The following is a 12,451-nucleotide window of genomic DNA, read 5'->3' on the forward strand; positions in this document are numbered from 1 at the left end:
TTGAATTTCAAATTGAAGAACAACACAAACATGATACAACGAATTCAATCCATATACCTTTTATTGTCTGTCATTTTCAGCATTGTCGCTATTGCTGCCCCTATTCCCTATGCGTTTAGTGGTGAAACTGCCATGGAATTCAACGACCAAATCGCCATGATCGTCCTTGCGGCTTTGATAGCGGTGGTTAGTTTGGCCAATATCTTTTTGTTCAACAACCGCAAACGCCAAATGCTTATCTGCAATATTATCACAGGTTTGACCTTGGTAATGATTGGAGTAGCGGGCTATTTTTCGGTAGCACACGAAGCTGTTCCCGATGTTCCCTACTATGGCACTGCCCTTCCTGGTCTTGTATTGGTTGCCAACCTTTTGGCAAAACGAGGCATTCAGGCAGATGAAAATTTAGTTCGCTCGGCGGATAGATTGCGGTAAAGCTGAAGATGGGATAAAAGATTTAACATGGGAGTCATATTGGAGTAGTATATTTGTCACAATTCAATCACCAAATTAGCTCCCATGAAAACGTTTATCCTTCTATTTTCTTTCTCCTTTGTCTTCCTGTTCACCGCCTGTACTCCCCGACCAAATCAAGCCAAAAAAATTGACCTTCAAGGACATAGAGGCGCACGAGGCTTGATGCCCGAAAATACAATTCCTGCTTTTATCAAGGCTTTGGATTTGGGAGTGAATACTTTGGAAATGGATGTGGTCATCACCAAAGACAAAAAAGTATTGCTTTCGCATGAGGCATTTATGTCGTCCGAAATTTGCTTGGATTCATTGGGGCAAGCTATTCCCGATTCTTTGGCGAAGTTCTTGAACATCTACGAAATGAATGCTGAAGAAGTTCAATCCTACGATTGCGGCAGCAAACCTTATGGGCGTTTTCCGCAGCAGCAAAAATTGAAGGTCAGCAAACCGCTTTTGAGTGCAGTTATTGACACCGTTGAAGCCTATATTGCAGCCAATAAACTCGCTCCCGTTTTTTACAACATCGAAACCAAATCTGTTCCCGATGGCGATGACCGTTTTCACCCAAAACCCGATGAATTTGTGCGATTGCTTTTGGAGGTCATTGACCAAAAAGGCATTGCAGACCGTACGATTATTCAGTCTTTTGACCCTCGCACTTTGCAGGCTACCAAAGCTTTGAAGAAAGAGATGGTTGTAGCATTGTTGGTTTACAATGAGGATGGCTATGAGGCAAACATTCAGCGATTGGGTTTTTTGCCCGAAATTTACAGTTGTTATTTTCCTTTGGTGACGGACAGTTTGATGGATTATGCACGCCAACAAAAAATGAAGGTGATTCCGTGGACGGTCAATGATAGCCTCGAAATGAAACGATTGGTAGAAATGGGTGTGGACGGGATTATTACAGATTACCCTGACTTGGGGGTGAAGGTGTTGCGGTAAGAGAAAATTCAAAGTGCAAATTCAAAGATTAAACGCTGCAAATCAGTTTTTTGAGATAAGGGGCGGCTTTCAACAAACGGCTGCCATACCACGAAAACAACTCACCATCTACCAAGCGAATTTGAGTATGCGGCAGTAAAGTCTGCAAGGCTGCAATATGTTTGGTTTTGAAGGGATAAGGCTCAGAAGAAAGCAAAAGCAATTCGGGAGATAGGTTTTGTAAATCTTTGTGAGTCAAGGTCGGATAGCGGCTTTGTGGCTTCAAAACATTCTCAAAACCACAGATGGTCAACATTTCGTCAATAAAAGTTTCGCTGCCTACTGCCATAAACGGATTTTGCCAAATCAAATACAGCACTTTTTTACGCTCTTTTTGAAGTGAAAAACGTTGAAGGTCTGCAAAAGCGGCTTCAATTTGCTGCAATAAGCGTTTGCCTTCCTGCGCTTTTCCCACCAAAACCGACACCTTTTCTATCATCTGCAAAGCATCTGCAAAAGTCTGAATATCACTCATCCATACTGGAAAATGCTGCTGCAAAGCTTCAATTCCTTCTTTTGTATTTTCCTCTTTGTTGCCAATAATCAGATCGGGTTTGAGGGCTTCAATGCGGTCTATGTGAAAATTTTTAGTGCCTCCTACCCTATTTTTGGACTGAAACCATTGTTGCGGATGCACACAAAATTTGGTGATTCCAACTACTTTGTCTCCCAAACCCAAATCATACAATAGTTCGGTTTGAGATGGCACTAAAGACACAATGCGCTGAGGAGGAATTTGATGCAAACAGATTTGATTGCCCATTTGGTCTGTAAAAAGCGGTGTTGACATCTGCTCGTTTGAAGTTTATAGAAGAAAGGACTCAAAAACAAGATACGCATTTCATTGTTAACCACAAGATGTAATTTTGCAACGCTTACAAACGGATTATTCAAAAAAACCGATAATCTCCATACAATCATGCCTACTTCTAATATTTTGACCCAAGAAGAACAAATTTTCGAAGCACTTTACGAGGTGAAAGATCCTGAAATTCCCGTTATTTCGGTGGTGGATCTGGGCATCATTCCCAAGGTGAGCATTGACGCAGAAGGCTGTGTGGTCATTACGATGACTCCGACTTTTACGGCTTGCCCTGCTACTCAGGTGATGCAAAACGAAATCATTGAAGCTGTTGAATCTCTTGATTTTGTGTCTAAGGTAATCGTGAAGGTAGATTTTACTACCCCGTGGACTTCGGACAATATTTCGGAAACGGGTCGCCAACAATTGAAGGAGTTTGGCTTGGCGCCTCCCAACAAACATCATGGTAAGTTGGATTTGGATATGATTTCGGATGTGCATTGTCCACATTGCGGCAGCGATCATACTTCTTTGAAGATTTTGTTTGGGGCTACGCTTTGTCGCTCCACTCATTTTTGTTACGACTGCAAACAGGCATTTGAGGCGTTTAAGCCTGTATGATCACAGATTTTGAAGATGCAAGTTTTAACCGTTTCCATTTTAAACCTTATAGGTTTTTCTTCTATAATTTCTGCGAACTATCAATGTTGTGTGTGTTCTAAAAAAATAAACCTATAAGGTTTTACCTCATAAATATTCTTTTGTCCTATACTTTTCATTCCTTACTTATTATACCCCAAATGCACCGATCCATTGCGGGTTTTGATACGCACTTCTGTTCCTTTTGTATCACCTTTTGAAGTCGAATAACTCTCTTTGGAGCTTGTCACCTTTCCGTCAATGTGCCTCATACCTTCCTCCGAAACACTATCTGCTTGAATCTTGGCATTTTTTTCGGGAAAATAAAAATTATCTCCTTCCTTCAAACTCACATTGAAGTCGTAGCTGACAGAAGGATTGAAACCGAGCGAATAATCGGTATAGTTGCCAAACAGGTTCACACTTTTGACTTGTGGCTCAATACGGCTGACATCTACGCTGCCATATTTGGAGGTGATGTCAATGGATTTGCTCAAATTTCGCACCCTCAAATCCGTTGAAACTTGTGAACCATTCACACTTTCAGCCGAACCAATGTACCATTCATCGTAATTTGCATCTACTTCCAAGTGTTCCACCTCCTCCAAATTAATGTTAGAAGAACGGCTTTCGACCTGCAAACTACCTGCGGATTCAATGACGGCATCTACAAAACTCAAATTCAAATTGCCCTGCCGTATGTTTTCGATGTCCAACTTGCCATATTTTGCAGAAATGTTGCGGGCGTTCCAAATGTCCTTGGCGTGTAAATCACCGTGTTCAATGTCTGTCCGTAAAGCTCCTTTCACTGTTGGCAACAACACATCACCAAACCGATTTTCTATGGTTAGCTTCACTGACTCAGGAAGAAATACCTTGTAATCTACCGTCACATTTTGAGTATTCAATAGGCTATTAGTCAAGTCGGAGGTGCTGTCCCATAGGTCTTGAAAAAAACCGAGAATTCCGCTGCTACCTTTACCGCTTCCAATTTCGGTTCTGAAAATCATGAAATCCTCTGATTCAGTATTCATATCAATGTTGATGCGATCCATGATTCGCTCCACTTTGTCAAAGTTTTTTGCCTGTGCGCTAATACTCACTTCAATATATAGGCTATCCTTGTTCCATGTGTCAATTTCAATTCGCCCATACTTGTTCGCAATTTCCACTGTTGCAGTGCTGGAAATTGCTACGGTTTCTTCAATGGTTTTGGAACGGTTTGTCCATTGCTGGTCGGCAGCCATTGCAGTATTGGTAGCGAAAAATGCCATTGCAGTGATGAGAATTGTGAGGATACAAGAAGCAGAGTGAAAGAAGTGAGGTAATCGTTTATTGAAACACTGAGTTTTATCTTTTTTAATAGCTAAAGTCGTGTTTTGATACATAAACTTCCCCTGTCTTGCCTCTCGCTTCTCACTTCTCGCTTCCAAAGTCCAATTATAAGAAAATGCTGTTTTCATTTTTGTCCTCCTTTTCTGGTTTTGTATCTGGTTCTTTGTGAATTTGCTTGAGCATTTTTTCCAAAATCTTTAGGCGCAACCTGTAGTTTTGAATCATTGCTTCAATGACTTTTTCTTTGTCCAAACTATTTCTTAATTCTTCCTTCAGTTCTTCATAATCTTTGTCTAATACTTCCATCTCTTCTATGAGTGATTGGTAATCAGATTCATTCAGTATTTCGGAGGTCTGCAAAGTGGTGAGCTTGGCTTCAATCAAGGCCATGTAATGACGCTCTACTTCAGCCAATTCGGGTGAAATATCGTGTAGCGCAATCACATTGCCTTTCAATCGTATGTCGCTGTTATTGTTTGATTGAAAAAAAAGCAACAGGGCTGCGCCCAATACCACGACAATCATTGCCGCCATTCTCAATACCAGTTTGAGTGGCACCATTTTAGGGATAGATTTTTCCTTGTCAGGCGGCAATTTATCTGCTATTCGTTCCCAAAGTGCTACATTCGGCTCTTTTGAGTCGAAGGCATCCCGATGCTGCTGGACGAATATTTCTAATGGATCTTTCTTAAAATCGTTCATGTCTGATTGCTCTATGGTTGTATGGCCGAATTGCTGAATTGCTGAATTGCTGAATTGCTGAATTGCTGAATTATGCTAAAAATTGCATCTCACCCATAAAAACTTATTTATATCTAATTGATTGTCCTTGTTAAATTTTCAAATTTTAATATCCATTCCCCATCCTCGATTGCTGCTTCAATAGTATATCCCGCACTTTCCTTTTGGCTCGGCTGTACTGCGACTTTGAGGTGGATTCGGTGATGTTCAATTCCTCCGCAATTTCTTGGTGACTGTATCCTTCAAACATAAACAAACTCATCACCACTCGATAGCCATCAGGAAGAGTTTCGATAGCTCGCTGAATATCCGATACGGTAAAAGACGGAGCTTGTGGCTCATCAAAACCATTGTCATAATCACTGACAAAATTGTCTTTTTCAACTGTTTCGATATCCGTCACCATTAGTTTTTTCTTTTTGACCGCATTGAGCGATTTGTTGATGACAATGCGTTTGATCCATGCACCAATTGAAGCCTCTCCACGAAAGGAATTGATCTTGGTAAACACATCAATAAACGCATCTTGCAACACATCTTCTGCATCTTCGGGCTTGCCCATAATCCGCAGGGTGATGTTGTACATCGCCATTGCATACAACTGATATAGTTGTTGTTGTGCTTGACGATTACCTTTCTGGCAGCGTTCTACGATGTCTTTGTGAATGTTTTGGTATTGAAGTCGCAAACCGAATGGAGTTAGGGTTAATTTTAGAACCAGCCAAGTTTGAAGGTAATGTTTCCACTCACGCCGCTCATATCTGCATCTGTAGTGTTGGTGAATTCTGTATCTCCGATATACCGATACCCCAATCCAAAACCAATTCGTGCAATTTTCCAAATATTGACCTCCAAATTCACACTCGGTTCAACCACCCAAAATACATCCGACTCCACTACATCGTGGTCATAGTCAAAACCTCGCTCATAAAAACGCTCATCCGTCACACCAACCCATCCGCCACCGAGTATAATCGGAAAAGACAAATGCACCAGTTTATTGGAGTGAACTACGGGTTCAACCAACAAACCACCATAACCCATTTCATAAAAATATTCTCTCCCTGCAATGTCTATATAATTGGAATTCACATCTGTCACCAAACCATATCCAGCCAATCCTATGTTGAGCGAATGATTCAACACCACTGCCAATTGTCCACCTGTCAACAAAGCCGTCTGACCATTCACATCTGCTATTTTGCTGCTCAATGCACCAAAACCACCAAAGGCCGTTCCTCGTTTGAGGAGTGTTTCCATTTCGGGTTGAGTTTCTGTTTTTGATGTCATCACATCAGGCGTTTCCTCCATTGAGTCTTGCGCCAATACATTGTAGGTCGTACTACTTAGCAATACTGCTAACAATAAAAGATTTATGATTGATTTCATTTTAGGTTGTTTTTAAAATAGAGGGGAAAATTTAGATTTATATATTTTTTAGACTTTGGACGAAAGAGCAAAGATGCAAAAAATAAGAAGCAAGGATTTAATTGATTGATAACCAATTATTTGCACTCAATCACATCAAGGCTTTGAAACTTTGAATATCAATGTTTTATATATAAAATATTACTTCCTGCTTCTTTCGTCCAACGTTTAGCGTCCGCCGTTAGTCGTTCAATGTTTATCCACATTACCCGAACCCCTTATGTTTTTATTCACATTTGAAGGATTTCCTTTGTAGGCAACATTTCCACTACCATTGATTCTTACGTCCAAAGATTCACTTACATACACATTACAATCTCCAGAACCCGCAATTTGAATTTCACAATCTTTCGTTTTCAAATCAAAAGCATCAAATTCACCGCTTCCTGCTATTGAAACATCCAGATTTTTAGTGCTTCCTGCAATATCCATATCACCCGAGCCTGCAATTTTTGCTTCAATGCTGTGAGCATCCACTTCAATATCCAAGTCACCCGAGCCTGCAATAGATACCTTGAAAATCGTTGAAGTCAGGCCACTTCCTTCCACATCTCCCGAACCACTTAGGTACAGACCTTTCAAGCTTTTCGCCGAAACATATACTTTCACGTCATTCATATTGTCTTTCCAACTCCAGTTGTTTTTACCTTTTGGCGTTTTGATATGAACGACCAATTCTCCATTTTCGACTTCTGTGATAATATTGCCCATTTTGTCAGAAGGAGCTTCTACCCGCACTTGATAATCGCTACTTTGGGTAATCATCACATCTATGCTCCCTTTCACATGTAATACATCAAACTGCCCCACATTGCGGTTTTCTACATCGGCAAAAATGCTGGTGGTCAGCAAAAAACAAAAAACCAATGATAAGGTCTGAAAATAAAAAGATGTTTGTGATTTCATTGCATCAATAATTTTGGTTGTTAATGTTAAAAATTCGTCAAAACGCATTGCCGAACTTTCAATTGTAATGACAGAAGGTAGTCGAAAGGTTGCATTGGGTTTTTCAAAAAATAAAAAACAGCCATTGAAGTTAGAGCTTCAATGGCTGTTTTGGGGTCAAATATGTATTACATCACCCCTAAGCCGCATGAAAAATAGCATCCCAAATCTGCTTCAAGGTAATGCCCGTCAATTCAGCAAGTGCCGCCAACAGTGCAATAATGCCCGCAAGTTGCCACCAAATCTGTTCCTTCCAAGTTTTTGCAGGCAATTGTTGCCCCATATCTCCTGCCTCGCCCATAATGGCCATTTGATGCGCCCGTTCCACCAAATCAGTCGGAACGTGAGCAATTTCCATATCCGTATTTTTGATTTCTGCCCGTCTTTGAAGGCGGTTTTCTTGGCGCACACCTTCGGCTTCAATACCGTTGAGGAGTTTCTTCACACTCACTTTCGTCCGCAGTTCTCGCACCGCTACAAACTCCTCTCCTATTTCCTCCAAAAACAACAAATCTTCGTAGTCTATGACCACTTCACCACTTTCATCTACAGGAATTTTTTGGGATACATTCAGTTGACTCAAGCGTTCGTGAATGATGTCAAACTGTGAGCGAATGAAAGCCAAAACATCCCGTTTGTTGCTCTTGCCCATGATTTCGATGTAAATAATCCGCTCATTGGGGTCGGCTTTCACCAGTGCATCACAGTTTCCTTTCTTCAATATCACACCATTCCGCCAATAATCACGGCCTCGAATAAAAGGATGTACTTTCACAATAAAGCGACTCATAATGCTGCTCGGCATCACATCATAGTGGTACTGAAAAAACAAATGTCCTTCGCTGCTGTTCGTCCAATCCAGTTTGGCAGGTTTGTCAATCGGAAAAGCACCTGGGATAAAATAGGTATCTCGCACATCGGGCATCTGATACGCCAATTCAAAACGCTCCATGATGTCCATGATGTAAAACCGTTCTCGTTCGCTCGGATATTTGGCAGGGTCGAGTAGTTTGGAGATTTCTCGCACCGTCAAAATCCCCCGTTTTTTGACCAGTCGCTGAGAACTAATGATTTGATACACTCCTTTCGTGACCCACTCAGGATTCAACACCTGAGTTTCTCGCAGGCGGCGATCTTCACTAAAATTGAGCATCACCCCCAAATCGTGTAGCAAGTTCACCAAAGTTTGCATACTATTGGGATTGAAGTCAGGATCAACTTCTTTGCAAATACGCTCATAATCATTGTATTGGATGTAATCTTCATTGTGTTCCTCCAATCTTGCCTTGATGTCAAAATAACTCTGTGGCAAGAGGTCGTCAATATGCTTCAATTGGGTAATCGCTCGCCGAATCGTTCGCTTCAATTCTCCAATACCTACATTGTTGGCGCAAGAAGTTTCTACAAAACCGACCACATTCGGATATTTGTCTTTGATTTCGCCCTTTGGAACCGAAATTTTGTGCGTTTCACATTTGTTGATGACCACCACAATCGGCACATTTCCTGCATACGAACGAATCAACTTGAGCCAATATTCCAACTCCGAATCACCATATTTATCCTCTGCCCTCGGATTACTTACCAAAACATACGCACTCCTTGAAGTCATAAAAAACTTGTGGGTAGCGTGCATAATTTCTTGACCGCCAAAATCCCAAATGTGTAACTTGATTTCGTCTCTTCCTCTCCGAATCTGCCATTCTCGAATTTCGATTCCATCTGTAATCGTTTCGTTGTTGTTGAAATGTCCATCTGTAATCATGTTGATCAAAGAGGTTTTTCCGACAAATCCCGAACCGATAAAAATCAATTTGGCTTCATAAAGCGGTTTGTTCTTTTTGGAAGCCTGCAAATCTTGGATGTACTGAATGATACTTGCAGGTTCTCGCCCCAATACTTCATCTGGCACATTGAAGCGATTTCCCTTCAGGTTCAAGCCCTTGTTCCATTCCGCACCATTGAGATTACTTTTGAGGTTTTTCAAGCGAGCCATTTCGTTGGGAAGGCTTGACAAATAATTGCGGCTCAAATCGAGTACTCTAAGACGTGAAAGGCTACCGATTTCGGTGGGCAAATTGCTGATTTGGTTGTTCGCCAAATACAATTCTTGGAGTTGCTGCAATTTTCCGATGATGGTTGGTAGTGTGTTGAGTTTATTGTTTTCGACATCCAACAATTGCAGTTCGTTCAACTCTCCTATTGCAGCAGGTAGTTTGTTGATACTGTTTCCATTGAGGTAAAATTTCTCTAACTGCTTCAATTGTCCAATGGATTCGTGCAGAGCTGCTAATTTATTGGAATTGAGATATAATTCTCTTAGCTGAGTCAATTGCTTGATAGCTTTGGGAAGTCCCGTCAAGCGGTTTTTTCCCAAATCAATACGTTGAAGGTGTTGCAGCTGGCCCATTTCACGTGGAAGGCTGCTAATTTGATTGTCGCTGAGATCGAGTTCGGTCAAATGGGTAAGCTGTGCAATCGTTTTGGGGATAAGGAGTATTTGATTGTTACTCGCATCTAATTTTTGCAGTTGGGTAAGTTTGCAGATGTCATTTGACAAAACAGTAAGGCAATTGTTTTGGATATACAATTCCTTCAATTGCCGCAATTCAAATAATTCTGGCGGCAATTGTGTCAAACCCAAACTGCTTAGGTGAAGAACCGTAGCCTTACTATTTGCTACGGCTTCAATTTTGTCAACGGCCTCTTGATAGCGTTCTTCCATAGAGCGTATAGATATGTTTTTGGAACTTACAAAGTTATCAATATTTTCTCATTGCAAAAAACTTATTCTGTCTATGTTCATCGGTCAGCAGAATACAATATAGAGGATAGGTTGGCGGGATTATTCTCATGAATTTTCTTTTTTGGGAAATTTTTAGCTAAAAATTTTTTACTTCAATAGTCTTCAAAATCATTCAAAATCAAGCCCAAAAACATCATTCAAAAAACTGTTTCTATTTTTTATGTTCAAACTGACTAAAAAAATTAGTTTATTTGCCAAAAATGTTAGTATATTTGTATCAACAAGCTAACATACTTAGTATTTCTATACTTCAACCTCCAAAACTTTACACTTATGTTTCCAACAATTACCGAAAAAAATGTTTTGCTCGATTTTAGAGCTGCAAGTATGATTGTGATGATTGTCATACTTACCAATGGATTTACCTATGCCCTTTTCAACAAAAGTGCTGCTGGGGCAGGTATATCAAATGCAAATACAGAAGTAACTGAACAATTGTATCTCCTCGATCAAGCGAGTGTGTTCGTGAGCGATGTGGACAAATTTGAAAAGAAGGTACGAAAAGTTAGCAAAAAACTATCTGTTCCTGCTGAATGGCTGATGGCGGTGATGTACAGCGAATCTAAATTTGATGCGTCTGTATCGAATCACCGAGGCAGCGGCGCAACGGGTTTGATTCAATGGATGCCAACGACTGCTCAAGATTTTGACATTACGGTTGAAAAACTACGCAACCTCAATCACACCGAACAACTGGATTATGTGTATGATTACCTCGACCGTGTGCGCCGAAAATACAAACAATACGAAACACTGACCGAATTGTATTTGGCGATTTTGTATCCCAAAGCGATTGGTGAAGACTACTGCTACACGATGTATGCTCAACCTTCGGAAGCCTATAAATTGAATGTGGGTTTGGATATTGACAAAGATGGACGGGTGACGGTGAAAGATATTGACGATAGAATGAAAAAAATGTACCCAACGGCTTATATGGCGGAGCGTGAAGCGGGCAGCATGTGGAGCTTTTTGGGGATATAAACCTCTGAATTATAGACCATTTTTTTTGGAGGTCATCATCAAAATCAAACGCCCTCATTTTCTGGATAAAGAAAATGGGGGCTTTTTTGTTTTCACTCAATTTCCAATTCTATTGGATTCAATATAGTTTCTTCAGGTCTTAAGAAGTGCTTTCCGAAAATATCAACAAAATACACTTTATCTCCTACTTGCACTTTTTCCAATAATGCTTTTGTTTGAGATTCAAAAACTGCTCCTTTATTGAAGGTTGTACCTATCAAATCTTCATTTCGAAGCACAATGATTCTGAATCGGGTGACAGGAGTATGAGCGCAACCATAGAGGTAATAATATTCATCTATTGTAATGACTCCTCGCTGGGCCTTCAATTCTCCAATTCCCATTTTACCACTTCTCTTGTTCCCTAACTGCGGTATTGGCAGAGGAATTGGATGTACTCCAAAAATTCTTTTTTGAAGAAAACACGTATCTCCTTTTTTTACTTCAAAAACTTCTATTTCAAGCCTTTCTCCCGCTTTTTTAGCACCAAAAGTATATTCACAATTTTTTCCAGATAGCTCTTTTCCATTTGCAGTTACATACAATGAACTACAAGGAATCCTAGCTGCTGTAATTGTCATTGTATTAGCGATTCTTTCATAGATGTAATCTATTTTGCTAATTTCTATGGCAACTTCTTGGGCAAAACTTGCATTGAAGACAAAAATAAGGAGTAAGAGAATCGGATTTGTTTTCATTTATCTGAATCAATTTTCACAATTTCTTCATTTTTAAATAAACGCAGATTTTCCCTTTCATAGTCATTCCGAATGACTGGATAATGTAAACGATTATAGACTTTTGCAGTAATGGCATATATTTTTCCTTTCTCAAAAAAATCTTCCCCTCTGAATTCTGGACACATCTCTAAAGCAACAATATATTTTCCAATAAGTTGGGTAGAATCTGAACCCAATACTTCAAATTTATATCCTGTTATGTTTGCATCACAACCGCAACGCATAGAAGGATTAGCTATATCTTCATACAATCTTGCTCTAAATGAGTATATATTTCCTTGTGCTAAAACATTGGTTTTCAAAACATTTACCATTGATACTCCCCCTACAATCTTCAATGATACTTCTACTTACATTTCGCACCCCTAATACAAAAATATGAAATTAGGTAAAAAGGTCTTAAACTTGCACCATGGTAAGCAAAGAATTATTACATCAAACAAAAGTTTTAGACCATTTAGGCTTAGTATCAGGTATGTGTAAAGAATTAGACATAGCTGGAATAATTGACCGAGAAATTCCCGTCAAAAGTCC

13 protein-coding genes are annotated in these 12,451 nt (G+C 40.0%); 4 read left to right on the forward strand and 9 right to left on the reverse strand.

All coding sequences use genetic code 11. The features are described from left to right. Positions 1 to 30: 30 nt before the first annotated feature. Together R3E32_29830 and R3E32_29835 are read left to right on the forward strand one after the other, a co-directional pair. On the forward strand, positions 31 to 435 hold the full coding sequence (locus tag R3E32_29830; protein MEZ4888964.1) for a DUF4293 domain-containing protein: 405 nt from the start codon (positions 31 to 33) through the stop codon (positions 433 to 435). 84 nt (positions 436 to 519) lie between these two features. Further along, complete coding sequence (locus tag R3E32_29835; protein MEZ4888965.1) at positions 520 to 1,419, forward strand: glycerophosphodiester phosphodiesterase family protein; 900 nt, start codon at positions 520 to 522, stop codon at positions 1,417 to 1,419. Positions 1,420 to 1,447: 28 nt separating this feature from the next. On the opposite strand, the gene R3E32_29840 is transcribed toward R3E32_29835, so the two are convergent. Further along, on the reverse strand, positions 1,448 to 2,248 hold the full coding sequence (locus tag R3E32_29840; GenBank protein MEZ4888966.1) for a helical backbone metal receptor: 801 nt from the start codon (positions 2,246 to 2,248) through the stop codon (positions 1,448 to 1,450). 129 nt (positions 2,249 to 2,377) lie between these two features. Between R3E32_29840 and paaD the strand changes: the two genes are divergently transcribed. Beyond that, positions 2,378 to 2,881: a 1,2-phenylacetyl-CoA epoxidase subunit PaaD gene (gene paaD, locus R3E32_29845; protein MEZ4888967.1), complete on the forward strand. Its 504-nt coding sequence runs from the start codon at positions 2,378 to 2,380 to the stop codon at positions 2,879 to 2,881. 161 nt (positions 2,882 to 3,042) lie between these two features. Here the strand turns inward: paaD and R3E32_29850 are convergent, their stop codons facing one another. From R3E32_29850 to R3E32_29875, 6 genes are all read right to left on the reverse strand, one after another. Beyond that, positions 3,043 to 4,362 carry a hypothetical protein gene (locus R3E32_29850; GenBank protein ID MEZ4888968.1) on the reverse strand — a complete coding sequence of 440 codons (1,320 nt, stop codon included), beginning with the start codon at positions 4,360 to 4,362 and terminating at the stop codon, positions 3,043 to 3,045. Further along, complete coding sequence (locus tag R3E32_29855) at positions 4,340 to 4,936, reverse strand: hypothetical protein (protein ID MEZ4888969.1); 597 nt, start codon at positions 4,934 to 4,936, stop codon at positions 4,340 to 4,342. Before R3E32_29855 ends, R3E32_29850 begins: the two co-directional genes overlap by 23 nt. A 145-nt stretch (positions 4,937 to 5,081) precedes the next feature. Next, a complete protein-coding gene (locus R3E32_29860; GenBank protein ID MEZ4888970.1) occupies positions 5,082 to 5,663 on the reverse strand; it encodes a sigma-70 family RNA polymerase sigma factor in 582 nt (193 codons plus the stop codon). A 23-nt stretch (positions 5,664 to 5,686) separates the two neighbouring features. Continuing rightward, on the reverse strand, positions 5,687 to 6,364 hold the full coding sequence (locus R3E32_29865; protein ID MEZ4888971.1) for a hypothetical protein: 678 nt from the start codon (positions 6,362 to 6,364) through the stop codon (positions 5,687 to 5,689). Between the two features lie 228 nt (positions 6,365 to 6,592). Then, a complete protein-coding gene (locus tag R3E32_29870) occupies positions 6,593 to 7,309 on the reverse strand; it encodes a head GIN domain-containing protein (protein MEZ4888972.1) in 717 nt (238 codons plus the stop codon). Positions 7,310 to 7,487: 178 nt separating this feature from the next. After that, positions 7,488 to 10,073: a COR domain-containing protein gene (locus R3E32_29875; protein MEZ4888973.1), complete on the reverse strand. Its 2,586-nt coding sequence runs from the start codon at positions 10,071 to 10,073 to the stop codon at positions 7,488 to 7,490. Between the two features lie 354 nt (positions 10,074 to 10,427). Here R3E32_29875 and R3E32_29880 point away from each other — a divergent pair, with 354 nt between their 5' ends. Beyond that, positions 10,428 to 11,138 carry a transglycosylase SLT domain-containing protein gene (locus R3E32_29880; protein ID MEZ4888974.1) on the forward strand — a complete coding sequence of 237 codons (711 nt, stop codon included), beginning with the start codon at positions 10,428 to 10,430 and terminating at the stop codon, positions 11,136 to 11,138. Between the two features lie 92 nt (positions 11,139 to 11,230). Here the strand turns inward: R3E32_29880 and R3E32_29885 are convergent, their stop codons facing one another. Together R3E32_29885 and R3E32_29890 are read right to left on the reverse strand one after the other, a co-directional pair. Beyond that, a complete protein-coding gene (locus R3E32_29885) occupies positions 11,231 to 11,875 on the reverse strand; it encodes a GldM family protein (protein MEZ4888975.1) in 645 nt (214 codons plus the stop codon). Further along, positions 11,872 to 12,219 (reverse strand): hypothetical protein, encoded by a 348-nt coding sequence (locus R3E32_29890; protein ID MEZ4888976.1) that lies wholly within the window; start codon positions 12,217 to 12,219, stop codon positions 11,872 to 11,874. The genes R3E32_29885 and R3E32_29890 overlap by 4 nt, the downstream gene beginning before the upstream one ends. Positions 12,220 to 12,451 lie beyond the last annotated feature (232 nt).

This window comes from Chitinophagales bacterium, from assembly GCA_041392475.1.
Taxonomy (GTDB): Bacteria; Bacteroidota; Bacteroidia; order Chitinophagales; family UBA2359; genus JAUHXA01.